The organism is Stappia sp. ABD4_338, assembly GCF_056312175.1.
This window is the reverse complement of sequence record NZ_CM149982.1, coordinates 4,057,273-4,077,872: the sequence shown is the minus strand read 5'-3', so window position 1 is coordinate 4,077,872 and position 20,600 is coordinate 4,057,273. Positions and strand designations below refer to the sequence as shown.

Here is a 20,600-nt window from a genome sequence, read left to right as displayed (position 1 = left end):
CTCACACAGGACCGCGCTGCGGGTCAGGCCTTCTTTGGGTCCTTGACCGGGTCGCGGCCGGTTGCGTCCCGCGCGCCGAGGGCATCCTCGGCGATTTTGCGGAGCATATCCAGTTTGATCTTGCCGAGCGCGTTGCGCGGCAATTCCTCCACCATAACAACGGATTTTGGGTGTTTGTATCGCGCCAGGCGGCCGTTGAAACCCGCCAGGACGCCCGTTTCGTCCACCGCTTCCCCGGCCTTCGGCACGACGACCGCGACCGGGCTCTCGCCCCAGCGCGGATCGGCGACCCCGACCACCGCCGCCTCGCCGACGATCTCGATCTCGCGCAGGACGCGCTCGAGTTCGGCCGGATAGATGTTCTCGCCGCCGGAGATGATGACGTTCTTGATCCGGTCCTTGAACCAGTAGACGCCGTCCGCGTCCCGCATGGCCAGGTCCCCGGTGCGGAACCAGCCGTCGGCGAAGCTCTCGGCGGTCGCGTCCTCGCGCCCCCAGTAGCCGCGCGTGATGTTGCCGCCCATGAGCTGGATCTCGCCGATCTCGCCCGTGCCGGCCTCCCGGCCGTCCGCCATCAGGCGCACCCGCGTGCGCGGCCCGGCCCGGCCGATGGAGCCGAACTCGGCAGCAGCGTCACCGACCCGCTGATAGATGGAGACCGGTCCCGTCTCGGTCGCGCCATAGACCTGCAGCACGGGAACGCCCCGCTCGATGAAGGGCTTCATCAGCGAATGGGGAACGTCCGAGGAGCCGGTGGCCACCAGCCGCAAGGAGGCGAGATCCGCCCGCGACCAGTCGGGATGCGCGATCACCGCGGCAAGCGTCGCGGGAACGAGAACGGTGAGCGTCGGGCGTTCCCCGCGAAGCGCTGCAAGCGTCGCGGCCGGATGGAACCTGTCGTGCAGGATCACCGTCGCGCCTTCGCGCAATGCCGGGGTCGTCTGGATGTTGAGCCCGCCCACATGGAACATGGGCAGCACCGTCAGCACCCGGTCGGCGGCCGTGATGTCCTGCATGTGGCAGGCATTGTCGGCATTGGCGGCAAGCGCGTCCTGCGTCAGCACCGCGCCCTTCGGCCGCCCGGTCGTGCCCGAGGTGTAGACGATGAGCAGCGGCGCCTCGCCGTGCCCCTCGCCGGAGCCCGGACCAAGCGCGTCGAGACCGGCGGTCTGCGCGATCAGCCCGCCCCGCGCCGGGTCGACGAGCCGCGCCCCGGCGTCCCCGGCGATCACCGCCGCCGTTTCCGCGTATTCCGGGTGATGCAGCAGGAGCCGCGCGCCGCAGTCCGCCACCGCATGGGCGAGTTCCGGCGGCGCCAGCCGCCAGTTGAGCGGCACCAGGATCGCGCCGAGCCGCGCGCAGGCGAACAGCAGCGCCAGCATGTCCGGGGCGTTGGTTCCCAGATACGCGACGCGTTCGCCCGGCCGCACGCCCTCGTTGTCGCGCAGGTGACGGGCGATGCGCCCGACCGCGCCGGCCAGATCGCCATAGGTCAGCGTCTCGCCGGCGAAAACGATGGCGGCCTTGTCGGGCGAGGCCTGCGCGTGGGCCTCGATCCAGGCGTCGATCGACGTCACTCGTCGGTTTCTCCCGGCAGGTACAGGCTTTCACGGCCGATGCGGTCGAGGCAGATCTCGGCCGTCCACGGCAGCATCAGCGAGCCGCAGCGGCTGTCGCGGTACATGCGCTCCAGCGGCAGCGTCTTGAGCATCGACTGGCCGCCGCAGGTGCGGACCGCGAGCTGGCAGATCTCGTTGGCGTTCTCCATCACCGTGTAATGGGCGGCCCAGGCGCGCAACATCTGCTCGCGGGTCGGATCGGGGCGCGCCTCGGAGATCGCCTGGAACCACAGCGCCTTGGTCTGTTCCAGCATGATCTGCATCTGGGCGACGCCGATCTGCTTGGTGGGGAACATGCGCCGCTTCACCGGCGGCAGGCCGGGCCACTCGCCGCGCAGGTATTTCACCGTGAAGTCGTAGGCCGCCTGGGCGATGCCCATGTAGGTCGGCGACAGCGTCATGAACATGTGCGGCCAGCGGTTCGCCGCCTGGTAGTAGACGCCGCGCGGCATGAGCTGGGCGTCGTCGGGCACGAACACGTCCTTGAACAGCAGCGTGCGCGAGACCGTGCCGCGCATGCCGAGCGGATCCCAGTCGCCCACCACGGAAACACCCTCCGCGTCCGCGGGAACCGCGATGTACATCGTGTCGCGACGCGAGGGCTTCTCGCCCTCCTTCATCTCGCCGCAGAGCACGCCGTAATAATCCGCGTGGCCCGAGAGCGAGGCGAAGATCTTCTTGCCGTTGATCAGGAAACCGCCGTCGACGCGCTTCGCCGACGTGGAGAAGGGAGCCGCGCCGGCGGCCGCCGCGCCGCCTTCGGAGAAGGGCTGCGAGTAGATCGCCCCGTCCTTCAGGATCCGGTCGTAGTGCACGGCCCGTCGGGTCCGGTGCAGCTCGCGGTCTTCCGCGCCCATGTCCAGATCGTCGGTCAGCGCTCCGGTCCACAGGCAGGAACACACGTGCATGTTCCACGTCAGCGCCGTTGCGCCGCAATAGCGCCCGATCTCGGCCGCCGTCATCATGTAGGCGCGGAAGGGCGCGCCGTGGCCGCCGTCCTCCTTCGGCACGCAGATGCCGAGCAGCCCGGCCTCGTGCATGTCGCGGTAGTTCTGCGTCGGGAAGGTCGCCTCGCGGTCATAGTCGCCGGCGCGTGGCGCGAATTTCGCCGCCGCGACGTTGCGGGCCAGCGTCGTGAGCTCGCGTTCCTGGTCGGTGAGGCGGAAGGCGTCCGGGTCGAAGATCGGCTTGTCGTCGCAAACCGGAACGGCCTCGCCGCCAATGGTCACGTTGATCGTCATCAGGAGGCTCCCTGCCCGTTGCTTGTCTGAAGGATCGTGTCGAAGAAGAAGCCCTGCAGCAGGTCGGTGTAGGCCTGCGGGCACTCCAGCGGCGCCAGATGGCCGATGCCCTCGAGCTCGGCATAGCGTGCCCCGGCGATCTTCTCCGCCATCTTGCGCATGGTCGGCGCCGGCCCGTTGCGGTCCTCCGACCCCGCCACCACCAGCGTCGGCACGGCGATGGCCGGCAACGCCTCGCGCCGGTCGAAGGTGGCGAGACAGCGGATCGCGGCGCGGTAGGTCGCCTCGGGCACGCGGGACATGGCCTCGGTCGCGAGCGGGATCGCCGAGGGCTCCCCCCTGCTGCCGACCAGATCCGGCACGAAGGCGCGCGCCAGTTCCGGGATCGTGCGTCCCTCGTCCAGCGGCGCCAGCCGTTCGGCGACGAAGCGCGTCTGGAAGGACCCGTCGCGGCTGCCGAAGGAGGCAACCGTCGCGGACAGCACCAGCGCCTTCACCCGCTCGGGATGCCGGGCGATGAAATCCTGCGCCACCATGCCGCCGATGGAATGGCCGACGAGCGTCGCACGGGCGATGCCGAGCCGGTCGAGCAGACCCGCGAGCGCCTCCGACAGGCCCTCGAAGGTCATGGGATCGATCAGCCCGGTGCCGCCGTAGCCCGGCAGGTTCCAGCCGATGGCGTCGAACCCGGCGCCCAGCCCCTCGAGCTGTGGCGCGAACATCTCGGCACCGGCCCCGATCCCGTGCAGGAAGACGACCGGTTCGCCTCCCCTGGTCACGCGGATGTGGTCGGCCTGTCCGGTCGTGGCGGTCATCTCAGGGCCTCGATCACGTCGCCCTCGATCACCACCGGCTCGCCGTCGAGCGTGATCGTGCAGCCGCGCACCGGGATGTCGAAATGCCCCTTGGTGTAGCGGCCGGCGAACTCGTTGGCCCCGGTGGAGAAGAGGAAGTTGCCGGAATAGGCACGCACTTCCGTGCCGTTGGTCTCGCGCTGGTCGTACATGGTCAGCGCCTCGTAGCGCGCCGCCTCGTTCATGCCGAAGCCCACATGCGCGACCGCATAGGCCTCGCGCTCGCCCCAGGCGACGAGATAGCGCCGCGTCAGCTCCGCGTCCGTTCCCTCGCCCTCGATGGCGGTCACATAGTCGTCCTCGATGGTGAGGCGGACCGGCTTTTCCAGATAGCGCTTGAAGGTGAGATTGATGTCGCCGGCGTCGAGCACCAGCGTGCCGTTGACGCTGTGCGCCGCCGGGAAGGACACGACGAGACCCGCCGGCCAGTGGGCGACCGAGCCCGGCCGGTCGCACCAGCCCCAGACGCCGACCGTCGAGGCCCCCTCCATCGCGACCGTCAGGTCGGTGCCGGCGGCGGAGGTGACGCGCATCTCCTTCGCCTCGCGGATGAGCTTCACCGCCCGGCGGACGCGGTCCTTGTCGCGCTCGGCCGGCAGCAGACGCTCCAGCGCCTCGGGATGCTCGTTGGAGATCATCAGCACGCGCGCGCCGTTCGCGATCACTCCGGGCAGTTCGGGCGCGTGCAGCAACCCCTCCACCGTGAGGTCGACGACAAGGCCGCTCGCCGCGAGCGCGGCGATCGCCGCGTCCTGCCCGGTCAGCGCCACCGAGGCACCGGTCGAGCGCACGGGAACGGGCGTGTCCTGGCGCGGCGTCGGCACCACCACGTGGAACACGCGCGCGCCGAGACGCTGCAGCGCGAGCTCCGCGATGTGAACGTTGAGGGCACGCGACTGGGTTTCGGAAAGGATCGCGACGGTCTCGTCGCGGGCGACCTTGCACATGGCGAACACGCGCTCGAACGCGTCGATCCATTTGCCCTCGATGCGGTCGGCAAGCATCGGCAACTCCCCCTCTGGCCGGCGAGGAACCCCGCCTGGCGTCCGGTCATTCGCCTGTCCGCCGGTTCCGGCTGGATGTTGCGCGCGGCCTCCCGATCCGCGCATCAAGCGAAAAGAACTTGGACGAGCCTAGCAACATCGTTATTATATGAAAAGGAATATTTTTAGGCATGAACTTTGTTCCGGCGCCGCTCCGGCGGGCACCCGGAACGGGAGGCACGACCGGCACCGGCCCGCGCCGGAGCCCAGGGAGGAGGGAAACGCCATGCACGAGGACACCGCCAGGGCGCCCGTTTCGGGGCAGCGCACGCTCGAAGCCGATCCGCGCCGGTTCCGCGCAGCGCTCGGACGCTTCGTCACCGGCGTCACCATCGTCACCACGCTGGACGCTTCCGGGCGCCCGGTGGGCCTGACGGCGAACTCCTTCAACTCGGTCTCCCTCGATCCGCCCATGGTGCTGTGGAGCCTGGCGCGGCGTTCGGCCAACCTGCCGCTGTTCGAGGGTGCCTCGCACTACGCGATCAACATTCTCGCCGCCGACCAGCACGCCCTGTCGGACCGCTTCGCCCGTCCCGTCGAGGACCGTTTCGCCGGTGTCGACTGGACGCCCGGCGTATGCGGGATGCCGGTTCTCGCAGGCGTCACGGCGGTCTTCGAATGCGTCAACGACACCCGTGTCGACGGCGGCGACCACGTCGTCTTCCTCGGCCGGGTCGAGGCGTTCGAGGAGCAGGACCGGGTTCCGCTCGTCTTCCATTCCGGCCGCTATGCCCGCCCCCACTACGCGCTTCCCGCGGACCGGGGCTGACATGAGCGACAGCGATTCCGCCCGGCCCGGGAACTTCGTCGACGGCTACCTGCTGTATCTGCTCGCGCGCGCCTCCAGCATCGCCAGCGCGGGCTTCCACGAGGAGCTTCGCGGCCTTGGCGTTCCGGTGCCGGTGTGGCGGGTGCTCGCCTCGCTGAAGGGAACGGACGGGCTGACCGTCGGTGAACTCGCGCGACGCTGCCTAGCCAACCAGCCGGCCATGTCCAAGACAGTGGAGAAGCTCGTCGCGCAAGGGCTCGTCGCCCGTCGCGCCGACACGCAGGACCGCCGCCGCACCTGGGTCCGCCTGACCCCCGCCGGCGAAACGCGCGTGGACGAACTGATCGCGCGCGCAGAAGCGCATCAGGCGCAGCTCGTCTCCACGCTCGGCAAGGACGGGGCGGACGCCCTGCGCACGGCGCTCACCCGGGTGATCGCGTCGGGCAAGGACGATCCCTGCTGACACGAGGAGCGAGGCGGGGCGGCCGTAGCCCCACCTGCGACAGCCCGCCGCAGGCAGGCTCCCTATTGAATTGATTCCGCTACGTCAGATTTGCAGCGTATTACCCGAATGTCTCGGTTCGCCCCCTTCCGGCTTGGCTGTATGGTCAGGGCTGAGACGGCGCGCGCGCACGACCCTGCGTGGCGCTTCGTTGGCCGGAGCCGCAGCTTGCGCGGTGGCCGGCAGCCGGGATGGAGGGGGAGTTGGCCCGAGGCGCAGGAGGAGCGCTGAAGGGCTTTGCGGCACCGGTTGGAGCGGGTGCCGCGCCCGGTCATGCGCCCGCGGATGCGGACATGTCCAGGCGGCCGGCGAGGCCGGACTTTCCCGAAAACGTCCCGTGCACGCGAGAAGTCTTGAGTGGAGGAAATCTCATGAGCACTGGAAATGACTCCGGCAAGGCCTATTGGAGCGCAAATCTCGCTCTGATCAGGATCTGCCTGATTATCTGGTTCGTCGTATCCTTCGGATGCGGCATCCTTCTTCGCCCCCTCCTGTCCGGCATCAAGGTCGGCGGAACCGATCTCGGCTTCTGGTTCGCCCAGCAGGGATCGATCCTCGTCTTCCTTGTCCTGATCTTCTTCTACGCCTGGCGGATGAACACGCTCGACCGCCAGTTCGGCGTCGACGAAGAGTAAGCGGGAGCCTGAACACATGGACCAGACAACCCTCAATTACATCGTCGTGGGGCTTTCCTTTGCGCTCTACTTCGGCATCGCCATCTGGGCCCGCGCCGGCTCCACGGGCGAGTTCTACGCCGCCGGTCGCGGCGTCCACCCGGTTCTGAACGGCATGGCCACGGGCGCCGACTGGATGTCGGCCGCCTCGTTCATCTCCATGGCCGGCCTGATCGCCTTCACCGGCTACGACAACTCGACCTTCCTGATGGGCTGGACCGGCGGCTACGTGCTGCTCGCCATGCTGCTTGCCCCGTATCTGCGCAAGTTCGGCAAGTACACGGTGCCGGAGTTCATCGGTGACCGCTTCTACTCGACCTCCGCGCGCGTGGTGGCCGTGATCTGCCTCATCGTCATCTCGGTGACCTACGTCATCGGCCAGATGACCGGCGTGGGCGTGACCTTCGCCCGCTTCCTCGAGGTGGACGTGACCACCGGCCTGCTCATCGGCTCGGCCGTGGTGTTCGTCTACGCGGTGCTTGGCGGCATGAAGGGCATCACCTACACCCAGGTGGCGCAGTACTGCGTGCTCATCACCGCCTACACGATCCCGGCGATCTTCATCTCCATCGCGCTGACCGGCAACGCCATTCCGCCGCTCGGCCTGTTCGGCGACCACACCGAGAGCGGCCTTCCGCTTCTCACCAAGCTCGACCAGGTGGTGACGGATCTGGGCTTTGCCAGCTACACCGGACACCACTCCAACACCTTCAACATGTTCCTGTTCACCATGTCGCTGATGATCGGCACCGCGGGTCTGCCGCACGTCATCATCCGCTTCTTCACGGTGCCGAAGGTGGCCGATGCGCGCTGGTCCGCGGGCTGGGCGCTGGTCTTCATCGCCCTGCTGTACCTCACCGCCCCGGCGGTCGGTGCCATGGCGCGCCTCAACATCATGGACACGATCCAGACCGGCGAGGTCGGCTCTCCGGAGGGCAACCTGCTCTACGCGGAGCGTCCGCAGTGGATCAAGAACTGGGAGGAGACCGGTCTCCTGTCGTTCGACGACAAGAACGGCGACGGCCGCATCCAGTTCTACAACGACAAGAACGCCGACTTCGCCTCCAAGGCCGAGGAGTTCGGCTGGGCCGGCAACGAGCTGTCGGTGAACCGCGACATCCTCGTGCTGGCCAATCCCGAGATCGCGCAGCTTCCGGGCTGGGTCATCGCGCTCGTCGCCGCCGGCGGTCTCGCCGCCGCTCTGTCGACCGCGGCCGGCCTGCTGCTCGCCATTTCCTCGGCGATCTCGCATGACCTGGTCAAGTCGGTGTTCAACCCGGAAATCTCCGAGAAGGGCGAACTGATGACCGCCCGTATCGCGATGACCGGCGCGATCCTGCTGGCGACCTACCTGGGTCTCAACCCTCCGGGCTTCGCGGCCCAGACCGTGGCCCTCGCCTTCGGTCTCGCCGCGGCGTCGATCTTCCCGGCGCTGATGATGGGCATCTTCTCGAAGCGCATCAACTCCAAGGGTGCCATCGCGGGCATGCTCGTCGGCCTCGTGCTGACGGTCGGCTACGTGTTCACCTACCTCGGCATGTTCTTCATCCCGGGCACCAACATCCTGCCGAACACGCCGGACAACTGGCTCTTCGGCATCTCGCCGGCCTCCTTCGGCACGGTGGGTGCGGTGTTCAACTTCCTCGCCGCCTATGTGGTGTCGATGCAGACCGAGGAGCCGCCGCAGGAGATCCAGGATCTGGTCGAGTCCGTCCGCGTTCCGCGCGGCGCGGGTGGCGCGACCGGGCACTGATCCCGAAAACCGGAGCGAGGGGCCGCAAGCGGCCCCTCGCGCATCCGCCCCTCGCGGGCCGACGAACCCCGCCACCGGCGGGGTTTCCTGCAAGAGGGGCCGGGCACGCCGCCCGCGCCTGATGAAACAGGCTGGCGTGACCTCGTCGGGCCTGTGAAACTGGTCCGGGATCCCGCCGCGCGACCGCCTCTTGCGTGGCGGCACGCCCAGGCGACACCGGGAGGACTTGCCGGACAATGACCGACGACGACCGCATCCCCGAGACCGATCCGGCGCTTGCGCTGGCCTTCTTCCAGCGCCATCACCCCTTCGACCTGCTGCCTCCCGGGGAACAGCACCGCCTCGCCCACGACGCCCGGCTCGAGGAGCACCCCGACGGCGACCGGCTGTTCGGCGTCGGCGACACGGTGCAGGCGCTCTATGTCGTCGAACGCGGCGCCATCGACCTTGCGTCGGAAGAGGGAATGCTGATCTCCAGATGCCTGCCGGGCGAGGTCTGCGGCGCACGCAGTCTCCTGCGCGGCGGCGTGGCCCAGCTCACCGCGACCGTAAGCGAACGGGCGCGCCTGCTGGTGCTTCCCGCCGCCGTGTTCCATGACCTGCGCGGGCGGTTTCCAGCCTTTCTTGCCTATTTCGACAGCCTCCGCGATGCCGGACGGCGCGCGGCCGCCATGCCCGCCGAGGGCTCGATCGGCGAGATCGCCACGGCTCTCAGGGACCTGATGACGCCCGATCCGGTGATCGTGACCGCCGAATTGCCGGTGCGCGAGGCGGCCCGCGTCATGTCGGAGCGCTCCATATCCTGTCTTCTGGTCGGAACACCTGAGCGTCTCGAGGGAATTCTGACGACCGGCGACCTCACGGCACGGGTGCTGGCCGAGGCCCGCGATCCCGCCTCGCCGGTCGGGAGCGTGATGACCCGCGATCCCCGAACCCTGCCGCCCGAGGCCTGTCTCTTCGACGCGCTTCTGGTCATGAGCGGGAGCGCCATCGGGCACCTGCCCATCGTCGAGGACGGCCGCCCCGTCGGCATCGTCACCCGAACAAATCTCGTGCGCCGCCAGTCGCTTACCGCCGCCGCCCTCGTCTCCGACATCGCGCGCCATGACCGCATCGAGGATCTGGCCGCCGTGGTCGCCCGGGTGCCCCGGCTTCTGGCCCAGCTCGTCGGCGTCGGCGTCGAGGCCTGGAAGATCGGTCATCTGGTGACCTCGGTGACCGACGCGCTGACCCGGCGGCTGATCGAGCTCGCGCTGGCGAAACTCGGCCCGGCGCCCGTCCCCTTCCTCTGGCTTGCCTGCGGCTCGCAGGGGCGCCGCGAGCAGACCGGCGTCTCGGACCAGGACAACTGCCTGATCCTGGACGACAGTTTCGATCCCGACCGCCACGACGCGTGGTTCGAGGCCTTCGCCCGCGAGGTTTCGGACGGGCTTGACGCCTGCGGCTACTATTATTGCCCCGGCGACATGATGGCGACCAACCCGCGCTGGCGGCAGAAGGCCTCGGTCTGGCGCGACTATTTCGCCGGCTGGATCGCACGTCCCGATCCCATGGCGCAGATGCTCGCCTCGGTCATGTTCGACCTGCGCCCGATCCACGGCGAAACGGACCTCTTTGCCGGAATGCAGGCGGAAACGCTGGAGGCGGCGCGCAAGAACTCCATCTTCCGCGCCCACATGACCGCCAACTCGCTCAAGCACACGCCGCCGCTCGGCCTGTTCCGCGGCTTCGCCCTGATCCGCAGCGGCGAACACAAGGACACGCTCGATCTCAAGCTGTCCGGCGTGGTTCCGATCGTCGATCTGGCAAGGCTCTACGCGCTCACCGGCGCCCTTTCCCCGGTCAATACCCGCGAGCGGCTGATGGCCGCGCGCGAGGCGAAGGTGCTGAGCGCCTCCGGCGCCGACGACCTTCTCGACGCCTACGACCTCATCTCCAACATCCGGCTCGAGCATCAGGCCCGCCAGGTGCGCGACGGCGGCAAGCCCGACAACTTCATGGCACCAAGCACCCTCTCGGCCCTGGAACGCAACCACCTGAAGGACGCCTTCGGCGTCATCAAGACCCTTCAGTCGGCGATCGGGCACGGCAACCAGATGGTCTAGCCATAGCCTGGATGAATGTCTCCGCACGTCGCGGCCACCACAAAAGGCGAAATCCGGGCCGCCGGGCCTGTTCGCACTTGCCCCGCGCGTCATCCTCTCGCACGCTGTTTCCAGGATGACCCGTCCGCCTCCGACTGCCCCGGCCCGGCACCCGCCCGTGCCGCGCCGGCCAGCCAGAAAGACCGACCGCCCATGTTCTTCCTGCTTTTGAGTACCATCGCTCTCGGTGCCGTCATCGCCGGCATCGTGATGATCGCCAACCGCGCCCTCGGCGGCCGTCTGCCGCGCTGGCTCGCTCCGGCCGCCGCCGGCCTGGGAATGCTCGTCTTCACGATCTGGATGGACTACGGCTGGTTCGACATGACCTCGCGCGGCCTTCCGGACGGCATGATGGTGGTCTCGAGCTACGAAACCTCGAACGCGCTTCAGCCCTGGACGCTGGTCAAGCCCAAGATCAACCGGTTCGCCGCCATCGACCTCGACACCGTGGAGGCGAACCGCATCGAGCCGCGCTACCGCCGCGTCCGGCTCAATCTCTTCACCCGCTATGAGCCGGTGCGCCAGATCACACAGCTCTACGACTGCGAGGGGCGCGGCCGCATCGACCTTCTCCCCGGCGAGACGCTCGACCCGACGAACGTGGCCGACATGGCCTGGGCGCCGGTCGGCGACGACAGCCGCGCCCTTTCCGCGTTCGAGGCGGTGTGCCGCAAGGAGATCGACCCCGCACGGGGATAAGAGCGCATTGGACTGCCGAAGAGGCGCGCGCGGCCGGACCACCGCCGGCGGTCGGGATCCGGCGTCCGCCGGTCAGGTCCGACCCGGCAATCCGAAAAGGAATTCGATCAATTTTGCCGCGATTTTGCGCTCTCCTTGCGCAAAACCGGCTCCTTGAAAAACAACGGGCGACGGTGCGATGGCACCGCCGCCCGTTTCAATTCGTGCCGATCGGGGCGTCTTGTCCCCCCGGCGGTTCTGGCTCAGCGGTTCTGGCGGTTCTCGATCAGGTCGTCGACCACCGCCGGATCGGCCAGCGTCGAGGTGTCGCCCAGGTTCTCGAAGCTGTCCTCGGCGATCTTGCGCAGGATGCGGCGCATGATCTTGCCCGAGCGTGTCTTCGGCAGACCCGGCGCGAACTGTATCAGGTCCGGCGAAGCGATCGGACCGATCTCCTTGCGCACCCAGTCGCGCAGCTCCTTGGCCAGCGCGTCGCTCGGCTCCTCGCCTTCCATCAGCGTCACATAGACGTAGATGCCCTGGCCCTTGAGATCGTGCGGGTAGCCGACCACGGCGGCCTCCGACACCTTCGGATGGGCGACCAGTGCCGATTCCACCTCGGCCGTTCCCATGCGGTGGCCGGACACGTTGATCACGTCATCGACACGGCCCGTGATCCAGTAATAGCCGTCCTCATCGCGACGACATCCATCACCGGTGAAGTACATCCCCTTGTAGGCGGAGAAATACGTCTGAACGAAACGGTCGTGATCTCCGTAGACCGTGCGCATCTGCCCTGGCCAACTGTCTGTGATCACGAGGTTTCCTTCGGTCGCGCCTTCCAGGATCGTGCCTTCCGCATCGACAAGCGCCGGCTGGACACCGAAGAAGGGACGCGTCGCCGATCCCGGCTTGAGCGCGGTGGCGCCGGGAAGCGGCGTGATGAGAATGCCGCCGGTCTCCGTCTGCCACCAGGTGTCGACGATCGGGCAGCGCTTGTCGCCGACGTGATCGTAATACCACTGCCAGGCTTCCGGATTGATCGGCTCGCCCACCGAACCGAGAATCCTGAGCGAGGACCGGTCGGTCTTTTCCACGTGCTCGACGCCGGCACCCATGAGCGAGCGGATAGCGGTCGGCGCCGTGTAGAAGATCGACACCTTGTGCTTGTCGACCACCTCCCAGAAGCGGGCGGGGGACGGGTAGGTCGGAATGCCCTCGAACATTAGCGTGGTCGCGCCGTTCGCGAGCGGACCGTAGACGATGTAGGAATGGCCCGTGACCCAGCCGACGTCGGCCGTGCACCAGTAGATGTCGTCGTCCTTGCAATCAAAGACATACTGATGGGTCATCGAGGCATAAACCAGATAGCCGCCGGACGTGTGCAGCACGCCCTTGGGCTGGCCGGTCGAGCCGGAGGTATAGAGAATGAACAGCGGGTCTTCCGCGTTCACCTCCACCGGCGTGCAGGTGTCCGACACCCGCGCGGCCTCCTCGTGGTACCACACGTCGCGGCCGTCGCTCATGGCCACATCGCCGCCGGTGCGGCGCACCACGACCACCTTGTCCACGTCGAGCTTCTCGACCGCCCTGTCGACATTGGCCTTCAGCGGCACCTTGCGTCCGCCGCGCAGGCCCTCGTCGGCGGTGATGATGACCTTGCTCTCGCAGCCCGAGATGCGCTGCGCCAGGCTGTCGGGCGAGAAGCCGCCGAAGACCACCGAATGCACCGCGCCGACGCGCGCGCAGGCCAGCATGGCGTAGGCCGCTTCCGGAATCATCGGCAGGTAGATGGTGACGCGGTCGCCCTTCTTCACGCCCATCGCGTGAAGCACGTTGGCGAAGCGGTTCACCTCGGCGGCGAGTTCCTTGTAGGTGATGATCTTGTGCTCGGAGGGATCGTCGCCCTCCCAGATGATGGCGGGCTTGTCGCCGCGCTCGGCCAGATGGCGGTCGACGCAGTTGGCGGCGACGTTGAGCGTTCCGTCCTCGAACCACTTGATCGAGACGTTGTGCGGATCGTAGCTGGTGTTCTTCACCTTGGTGAAAGGCTTGATCCAGTCGATCCGCTTGCCGTGCTCGCCCCAGAACGCGGCCGGATCGCTGATCGAGGCCTGGTACATTTCCATGTACTTGTCGTTGTCGACAAGGGCGTCGGCGGCGATCGCCGCCGGAACCGGATAGACGGTATCGGACATTTGGATCCTCCCAGAAACAGTCGCGGCGCTCTCTTGCGCGCAGGCGCCGGAGGCTGCGGGCAGCCCGGGTCAGCGCGCCGGTCGTCGGCCTGCATTATGGTGATGCGGACCGTGGCCGTCCACTTCGCGCGCTTCGTTCTTTCGTCGGTTGCGGAAGAACCCTTACGCGCGCTGCGTCAGCCTCTCCGCCCGGCGCGCGTCATGTCCCCGGTCACGACAGAATGCCGATCGCGAGCCCCTGAACGAGCAGCACCACGAGCCAGTGTCCGCCGTCGATCAGGGTCAGCATGACCGGCCGACGCTCGAACCTGTGATTGACCAGAAGCGTGGTCAGGACGAAGCCCGTCCAAACGAGCCCGGCCGACAGAAGCCCGTTCGCCGGCGTCACCGGGCCGGCATGATAGATCACGCCGGCGAAGACGAAGGCCATCAGGAGTTCCAGCAGGAAGGTCAGGCAGAGAACCACCGGCGACGGCTTTCGCGCCGCACCGGAAAGCCCGGCCGCACGGGCCCAGAGGCCACCCAGCATGCCATACCAGAACGACCCGGCGGCGAAGGAGGCGATGGCCGCGCCGAGCACGGCAAGAAGATTGATCCCGTCGAACATCATCGCGCTGGTTCCCCGTATCGCCCGGCATGGTCCGGATCTTCACGCCCGGACCGTCACATCCTATCCAAGGTCGTCGAGAACCACACGCCGGCCGGCGGCGTCCCCGGCCAGAAGATGTACCAGAACGATGAGGGACTTGCGCGCCCCGCGCGGCAGTGGCGGACCACGGCGCCGGCCGTCGCGGTCGATCTCCCCCAGCCAAACGATACGCTCGGCCTGGGCATCCGCGGCCTCGGGCCGCTCCAGCGCCACGACCGCCCCCGGACACTCCTCCAGACGGTCGAACGAAACGCGCGTGAACAGATAGCGGCGCCCTGAGGCGCCGACCAGGTAACGGTACCGGTCGCCAAGCCCGAGATCCTCGGCGGCACGCGGGGCCGGCCCATCGCCGGCCGGAGGCCGTGCCACCACGCCGCCTTTCGTCATGGCGGCAATATAGAACGTATCAGGAACAGGTGCTACAGCAAAAACACTCCGCGACCGCCCGCGCCCCCTGCGTCAGTCCTTCGACCCTGGCACCGGCAGCCCGCGTTCGGCGAAACGCTCGGCAACCCGGTCCGTGACGGGCGATGCCGGACCTGCCTCGATCGCCTCGCCGATCAGCCGGTCGGACGCGGCCTCGATGGCCCCGACCATCTCCTCGTAGAAGGGCTCGGTCTCCAGCCCCGGCTGGATCGGCGGCAGGAATTCCACCAGCACCGTCCCGGGGTACAGGCACCAGCCACGGCGCGGCCAGAACAGGCCGGAGTTCAGGGCCACCGGCAGCACCGGACAGCCGATCTTGCGATAGAGATGGGCAACACCGTACTTGTAGCGAGGCTCTTCGCCCGCGCCGCGCCTCGTTCCCTCCGGAAAGATCAGGATCTGGCGACCTTCCGCCACCGCTTCGCGCGCCCGCTCGGTCATGGCGGCCAGCGCCGCCGAGCGCTTGCCCCGGTCGACCGGGATCTGGCGGTACTTCATCGTGTACCAGCCGAAGATGGGGATGTACTGGAGCTCGCGCTTGAGAACATAGGTCGGCGAGACGAAATGCGGCAACAGCGCGAAGGTCTCCCAGGCCGACTGGTGTTTCGCCGCAACGATGCAGCCCCCCTCGGGAATGTTCTCCAGTCCGCGAAACTCGACCTTCACGCCCGTGATCACCCTGAGCAGGAAGAGGTTCATCCGCGCCCAGAAGGGCACCACGGGCCAGCCTGTCTTGCGCGGCAGCACGAAAACCGGCAGCGCCAGGATCATGAGGGCCAGGGTCGAGAGATAGAACAGGGCCTGAAAGACGAGCGAGCGAAGAAGGATCATGAACGGAACCGGCCGGCGGATGAGGTCGTGACGAAAGAGCAGGCCGGCCCCGGCGCATGACCCGGACGGCGGCCCGCCGCGCTGGCGCCGCTCATCCCGGCACCTTGCCGGTCGCGGCGGCGATGCGAAGCCAGGTCAGCATATACTTCATGTGCTCGCGCAGAAGAAGCAGCGAGACGGCCGGGTCGAGATACCAGCGGTCGAGTTCCATGCCGTTGGCCTGCACCGCGACCGGAAGCAGGTCGACGTCGCCCGCGACCGAGCGCAGTTCCAGCAGCGCGCGCGGCATATGATATGCGCTGGTGACGATCAGCACGCGGGCGTAGCCGTTGTCGTGCACCCATTTCGCCGTTTCCTCGGCGTTCTGCAACGTGTTGGAGGCGATCCGGTCGAGATCCACGCAGCACGAGAAAAGCGCCATGTCGCTTTCCGTCGTGCTGACAATCTGGCGCGGTGTCGTGTCGGGATGCACGCCGGAAATGAGCAGGCGCTCGGCACGCCCCTCCGCCAGCAGGTCCAGCGCGACCTTGACCCGCTCGCTGCCCCCCGTCAGCACCACGATGGCGTCGGCGCTGGGGGCGGCCGCCGGCGGATCGTCCCGGCTGAGGCTCGCCACCCTGTGCGCGAACTGGACGAAATTTCCAAGCGCAAGACCGATCGCGACGGCAAGGGCGACAAGCAGGAGACCCGGGCGCCAGCGCCGGTGCGGCAGCGCCGCGGGCGGGACCGGGGTCTTGGCATCCGGGCACGACGCGTCGCCGGCCGGCCTTTCGACCGGTCGGGCGGCATCTCGCTCCAGTGTGCCCATGCGGGCCTCGGCCCGTGGATCCGTCTCGCTCATGTCGTCGTCATGATCACGGCATTTGGCTCGAAAATCGAGCCAACCCTGCCGATATTGCCGTCTCGCGCAAGCCCCGCGCCGTTTTCCACAAGCCCGGCCGCCGCGCAAGATGCTCCTTGCCCGCGCGAATGCCACGTCAACACGGCGAAAAAAGGGGCATCACCCGGCATCGACACGAAAATCCGGCGTATTCAGGCGAACCGCGCGAAAAACCTGCGAAACGCGGCCCGGCAGGAGCCGGCAACCCGCGAAATGCCGCGCCGCAGTGCCGCCGCCGCCCGGTCGAAGCCGGCGCGCCAGCGGCGCGCGCGCGCCTCGGCACCGCGCACCTCCCAGAAGAAATGGCGCATGGCCAGGATGACCAGCAGCGTGAGCCCCCAGGCCATCAGCGTATCGGACAGGAAATGACCGCCGAAGGCGACCCGGTTCGCCGACAGGGCAAGGCACAGCGGCGCGATGAGGAGGGCGGAGGTTGCCCGCCAGCGCGCTGGCACCAGAAAGACCAGCGAAAACAGCCAGAAGCTCGCCGACCCTTCGCCCGACACGAAGGAACAGTTGGTTCCGCAATGGTCCGTGATCCGCCACACCGAGACATAGGGCGCATCGCCCCCGAAGGCCTCGACCATCACCGGGCGCGGGCGGCCCCAGTTGTTTTTCAGGATGGCGTTGACGAGAAGTCCCGGCCCCAGCGCCAGCGTCGTGATGAGAAACAGCGGCGGCCGCAACGCGATACGCCGGCCCGCCGCAGGCCAGAACGCGGCGACCAGCACAAGCGCCAGCGAGCAGATGGCGATGAAACGCACCAGGAACGGTCCCAGTTCGCGAAGACGCATCAGGGCCGGCGTGGTTGCGGCCCAGAACCCCTGTTGCGGATCGTGGAACAATCCTGTCGTGGCGAGATCGACCGCCGGGAGAAGCAGAAAGAACACCGAGACAAAGGCAATCCAGGCAAGTCCGGCCAGCATCAGCGCGCCTGTCTCGAACGCGGCGAGCCGCGCCAGGAAGCGACCGGATACGGAAACGGCCCTTTCGGACGCGGGGGACGGATCGGACGGCATCGGGCCTCCTCGGATGCCTCGCATCCCGCCCTTTGCGGGCAGGACGGCACAGGCGTTCGCTTGCCTGCCCGCCTTATAGCCGCGCGCGTTCGGCCCGTCCAACGGGCCCGTCAGCACTGGAGAGCGACCACCAGCCCGCTGGCACGGGATCGCCCGATCAACTAGTGTGTGGCCCCGTAAACGAGGCATGCCCGCGACACTTTCGCGCAGGAGAGGCGACGATGAGTTTCATTCCCGATGCGGCGACCCTTGCCGCGTTCACCGCGGCCGTGCTCGTGCTGGTCATGACCCCGGGACCGGACATGACGCTCTTCGTCAGCCGTGCGCTGACCCAGGGACGTGCATCCGGACTTGTGTCCGTGCTTGGCACCAGCACGGGGAGTGTCGTTCACACACTCCTTGTCGCCTTCGGCCTTTCGGCGCTCCTTGCCGCATCCGCCGAGGCGTTCCTCGTTCTCAAGGTGGTGGGAGCGCTGTATCTGCTCTGGCTCGCCTATCAGGGGCTGCGCCACGGGTCGGCCCTGAGCGTGGCGGCGAGGGCCGACACACCGCGCGTGCCGCTCGGGCGCATCTATCTGACAGGGTTGCTGGTCAATCTGCTCAACCCGAAGATCGTGCTGTTCTTCCTGACCTTCCTGCCCCAGTTCGTTGCCGCGAACGATCCGGACGCGGCGGGAAAGCTCGTCTTCCTGGGTCTTTATCTGGTGGTGCTGTCCGTCCCGTTCTGCGTTGCCATGGTCCTGATGGCGGAAGGGTTCTCAAAGGGCCTGCGCCGCTCGCCGCGACTGATGCGCGCCATCGACTGGCTGTTCGCGGGCGTGATCGGCGGCTTCGCGGTCAAGATCCTGATGACCAGCCGGGGCTGACGGCGAGCCGCGACGTCAAGCTCTTGCCGTCGTTGTGGCCATGCTGCTTCGCGACGTCATCAATACGGACACCCGGAAAACCTTGAAGGCAATGAACATGCATGGATCGGGACGGGACGCGGCGGGCTCGGCAACCGCCGCGCCGAGCGTGCCGTGCCTTGCCGCCGTGCTTTTCCTGCTTGCCGTCCCGGCCGGGGCGGAGGTTGCGAAAACGTCCCTTCCGGCCGCCTGCACCGCCAACCGGGTCGCTCCCTTCGAGGATCGCAGGCTCGCCGGTCCCGACATGCGCGGCGATTTCACAGATGCGCAGGGGCATCTTTTCACCCAGGCGGATCTCGTGCCGCTGGACACAACGGCGCAGCCGACCAAGCCTGCTCGCGACCTGCGGTTTCACGACATTGCCGGACGACCGGACCGCTGGAACCGGCGCACCGGCCTTCTGCTCGATGCAGGCGACGGATCCTGGCTCGCGCTGGACGAAGTGGCAAGCGGCCGCGCGGGCGTCCTGCCCGCAAGGCTTTCGCCCGCCTGCCTGGCCCCGCTTCTCGCGGCGGAGGAAACCGCCAGACGCGCGGGACGTGGCGCGTGGGCGGATCACCGCGTTCCAAAGGCCTCGGAACCGGACACGATCACCCGGCTGACCGGCCGTTTCTCGCTGGTCGAGGGGCGGGTTCTCGGCGTCGGCGAGACCCGCTCGACCCTCTACCTCAACTTCGGATACCGCTGGCGGGACGACTTCACCGTCACCATATCTGCGTCCAGCCGTGAAGAATTCGCGGCCGCCGGGCTTGACGTTGCAGCCCTCGAAGGGGCAGCTATTCGCGTTAGGGGCATCGTCCAGACACGCGACGGCCCCCTCATCAAGGTCTCCCACCCCGCGCAGATCGAGCGGCTCGACAAGGATGGAATGCGCCGGTGACCAGGCGTCTTCTTCGTGACATACGGCGGCCGGAGGGCCTGATGCGCACCGGCGTGCTTCGCGGAGGCCTCGGCACGGCCCTGCGCGCCACAGCCGCCCTGCTGCTTGCGGGCGTGCTCACGGGCTGCCAGTTCTCCGGCTCCTCGCCCATCGACATCGGCTCGGCGAAGCCCGGGACCCTTCGCCCCGGCCTGTCGGCCGATCTGGGCGCGCGCGAGCACCCCCGGGTCGTCGCGACCTATGGCGGCGTCTATGAGGATCGCGGCGCGGAACGTGCCGTCGCGCAGGTGGTCGGCCGACTGGTCGAAGCTTCCGACGATCCGTCGCAGGCCTATCGCATCACCATCCTCAATTCGCCCGCCGTCAATGCCTTCGCGCTGCCGGGCGGCTATCTCTATGTCACGCGCGGGCTGCTTGCGCTTGCCACCGACACCTCGGAGGTGGCTGCCGTTCTCGCCCACGAGATGGCCCATGTCACCGCCAGCCACGCCATCAAGCGCCAGCAGCGCGCCGAGGCGACGGAACTCGCCGGCCGCGTGCTCGGCAATGTCGTGCGCGATCCCGACCAGGCCAAGGCCGCGATCATCTCCTCGCAGCTGTCCTTCGCCCGCTTCTCCCAGATCCAGGAGCTGGAAGCCGATGCGGTCGGCGTGCGAACCCTCGCCCGCGCCAAGTACGACCCCTTCGCCGCCGCCCGTTTCCTCACGGCGATGGGCCGTTTCGCCGCGTTCCAGAGCGCGGCCGGAGCGGGCAAGGGCGCACCGGACTTTCTGTCCTCGCACCCCTCCACGCCGGAGCGGATCCAGACCGCTGTGCGCGCCGCCCGCCAGATCGGCGCCCCGGGCCTCGGCGAACGAGACCGTGACGCCTATCTGACCAAGATCGACGGAATGCTCTATGGCGACGATCCGCTCGAGGGCTTCATTCGCGGGCGGACGTTCCTGCACAAGGCGCTTGGCATCACCTTCACCGCGCCGCCGGGATATGTGCTCGAGAATTCGCCCGAAGCGGTGCTCGCCAGCAATCCCCAGGGAACGGCCCTGCGCTTCGACGGCACGGATCTGACCGACTTCGAGTCGCTGACCGCCTACATGACAAGCGGCTGGATCAACGGGCTGGTGCGCGACAGCGTGCGCGAGCACACGGTGAACGGGCTCGCCGCCGTGACCGCCTCGGCCGTGACCGACGGCTGGTCCTTCCGGATTGCGGTGGTGCGCATCGGGCGCACCGGCTATCGCTTCATCTTCGCCTCGCGCAACGGGGGCAGCACCTTCAACAGCGACTATGAACGCACGCTCGACACCTTCCGCCAACTCACGCCGACCGAGGTCGTGCGCCTGCGTCCGCTCAGGATCAAGGTGATCCGCGCCGATGCCGGCGACACCGCCGAGCGGCTTGCCGTGGGCATGAGTGGGGTCGAGCCCGAGCGCCGCCTCGAGTTGTTCACGATCCTGAACCAGGTGGAGCCGGGCCAGCCCATTCCCGCCGGAACGCCGCTGAAACTGGTGGTCGACTGATCGGCGGGCGAGCCGTGG

19 protein-coding genes are annotated in these 20,600 nt (G+C 67.9%); 9 read left to right on the top strand and 10 right to left on the bottom strand.

The genetic code is table 11. The features are described from left to right. Positions 1-23: 23 nt before the first annotated feature. From ACYX4S_RS18235 to ACYX4S_RS18220, 4 genes are read right to left on the bottom strand one after another with little or no spacing between them, the layout of a single operon-like run. The gene (locus tag ACYX4S_RS18235; protein WP_476361221.1) at positions 24-1,577 is read right to left on the bottom strand and encodes a class I adenylate-forming enzyme family protein; all 1,554 of its coding nucleotides are present in this window, start codon (positions 1,575-1,577) and stop codon (positions 24-26) included. After that, complete coding sequence (locus tag ACYX4S_RS18230) at positions 1,574-2,860, bottom strand: acyl-CoA dehydrogenase family protein (RefSeq protein ID WP_293720626.1); 1,287 nt, start codon at positions 2,858-2,860, stop codon at positions 1,574-1,576. Before ACYX4S_RS18230 ends, ACYX4S_RS18235 begins: the two co-directional genes overlap by 4 nt. After that, a complete protein-coding gene (locus ACYX4S_RS18225; RefSeq protein WP_476361220.1) occupies positions 2,860-3,675 on the bottom strand; it encodes an alpha/beta fold hydrolase in 816 nt (271 codons plus the stop codon). The genes ACYX4S_RS18230 and ACYX4S_RS18225 overlap by 1 nt, the downstream gene beginning before the upstream one ends. Then, a complete protein-coding gene (locus ACYX4S_RS18220; RefSeq protein WP_476361219.1) occupies positions 3,672-4,718 on the bottom strand; it encodes a 2,5-dihydroxypyridine 5,6-dioxygenase NicX family protein in 1,047 nt (348 codons plus the stop codon). The genes ACYX4S_RS18225 and ACYX4S_RS18220 overlap by 4 nt, the downstream gene beginning before the upstream one ends. A 265-nt stretch (positions 4,719-4,983) precedes the next feature. Between ACYX4S_RS18220 and ACYX4S_RS18215 the strand changes: the two genes are divergently transcribed. The 6 genes from ACYX4S_RS18215 (at position 4,984) to ACYX4S_RS18190 (ending at position 11,298) form a co-directional block, all read left to right on the top strand. Continuing rightward, positions 4,984-5,526 carry a flavin reductase family protein gene (locus ACYX4S_RS18215; RefSeq protein ID WP_476361218.1) on the top strand — a complete coding sequence of 181 codons (543 nt, stop codon included), beginning with the start codon at positions 4,984-4,986 and terminating at the stop codon, positions 5,524-5,526. Between the two features lies 1 nt (position 5,527). Then, on the top strand, positions 5,528-5,989 hold the full coding sequence (locus ACYX4S_RS18210) for a MarR family winged helix-turn-helix transcriptional regulator (protein ID WP_476361217.1): 462 nt from the start codon (positions 5,528-5,530) through the stop codon (positions 5,987-5,989). 410 nt (positions 5,990-6,399) lie between these two features. Further along, the gene (locus ACYX4S_RS18205) at positions 6,400-6,663 is read left to right on the top strand and encodes a DUF4212 domain-containing protein (RefSeq protein WP_293720614.1); all 264 of its coding nucleotides are present in this window, start codon (positions 6,400-6,402) and stop codon (positions 6,661-6,663) included. Positions 6,664-6,679: 16 nt separating this feature from the next. Then, a complete protein-coding gene (locus tag ACYX4S_RS18200) occupies positions 6,680-8,455 on the top strand; it encodes a sodium:solute symporter family protein (protein WP_476361216.1) in 1,776 nt (591 codons plus the stop codon). Between the two features lie 236 nt (positions 8,456-8,691). After that, positions 8,692-10,560, top strand: a complete 1,869-nt coding sequence (locus ACYX4S_RS18195; protein ID WP_476361215.1) for a DUF294 nucleotidyltransferase-like domain-containing protein — start codon at positions 8,692-8,694, stop codon at positions 10,558-10,560. Between the two features lie 192 nt (positions 10,561-10,752). Further along, a complete protein-coding gene (locus ACYX4S_RS18190; protein WP_422070168.1) occupies positions 10,753-11,298 on the top strand; it encodes a hypothetical protein in 546 nt (181 codons plus the stop codon). A gap of 242 nt (positions 11,299-11,540) precedes the next feature. Here ACYX4S_RS18190 and acs read toward each other — a convergent pair whose 3' ends face one another. The 6 genes from acs to ACYX4S_RS18160 all read right to left on the bottom strand — a co-directional run bounded on the left by acs (position 11,541) and on the right by ACYX4S_RS18160 (position 17,280). Continuing rightward, on the bottom strand, positions 11,541-13,475 hold the full coding sequence (acs, locus tag ACYX4S_RS18185; protein WP_293720607.1) for an acetate--CoA ligase: 1,935 nt from the start codon (positions 13,473-13,475) through the stop codon (positions 11,541-11,543). 211 nt (positions 13,476-13,686) lie between these two features. Then, complete coding sequence (locus tag ACYX4S_RS18180; RefSeq protein WP_422070167.1) at positions 13,687-14,085, bottom strand: DUF1761 domain-containing protein; 399 nt, start codon at positions 14,083-14,085, stop codon at positions 13,687-13,689. Positions 14,086-14,145: 60 nt separating this feature from the next. Then, the gene (locus ACYX4S_RS18175; protein WP_293720602.1) at positions 14,146-14,496 is read right to left on the bottom strand and encodes a hypothetical protein; all 351 of its coding nucleotides are present in this window, start codon (positions 14,494-14,496) and stop codon (positions 14,146-14,148) included. 87 nt (positions 14,497-14,583) lie between these two features. Next, positions 14,584-15,381: a lysophospholipid acyltransferase family protein gene (locus ACYX4S_RS18170; RefSeq protein ID WP_422070166.1), complete on the bottom strand. Its 798-nt coding sequence runs from the start codon at positions 15,379-15,381 to the stop codon at positions 14,584-14,586. A gap of 91 nt (positions 15,382-15,472) precedes the next feature. Then, entirely contained in the window at positions 15,473-16,222 is a 750-nt protein-coding gene (locus tag ACYX4S_RS18165) for a YdcF family protein (RefSeq protein WP_476361214.1), read from the bottom strand. 191 nt (positions 16,223-16,413) lie between these two features. After that, the gene (locus ACYX4S_RS18160) at positions 16,414-17,280 is read right to left on the bottom strand and encodes a phosphatase PAP2 family protein (protein ID WP_476361213.1); all 867 of its coding nucleotides are present in this window, start codon (positions 17,278-17,280) and stop codon (positions 16,414-16,416) included. A gap of 221 nt (positions 17,281-17,501) precedes the next feature. On the opposite strand from ACYX4S_RS18160, the gene ACYX4S_RS18155 reads away from it, so the two are divergent. The 3 genes from ACYX4S_RS18155 (at position 17,502) to ACYX4S_RS18145 (ending at position 20,582) form a co-directional block, all read left to right on the top strand. Beyond that, positions 17,502-18,146 carry a LysE family translocator gene (locus ACYX4S_RS18155; protein WP_476361212.1) on the top strand — a complete coding sequence of 215 codons (645 nt, stop codon included), beginning with the start codon at positions 17,502-17,504 and terminating at the stop codon, positions 18,144-18,146. Positions 18,147-18,237: 91 nt separating this feature from the next. After that, complete coding sequence (locus ACYX4S_RS18150) at positions 18,238-19,065, top strand: hypothetical protein (RefSeq protein WP_476361211.1); 828 nt, start codon at positions 18,238-18,240, stop codon at positions 19,063-19,065. Between the two features lie 41 nt (positions 19,066-19,106). After that, entirely contained in the window at positions 19,107-20,582 is a 1,476-nt protein-coding gene (locus tag ACYX4S_RS18145) for a M48 family metalloprotease (protein WP_293720591.1), read from the top strand. Positions 20,583-20,600 lie beyond the last annotated feature (18 nt).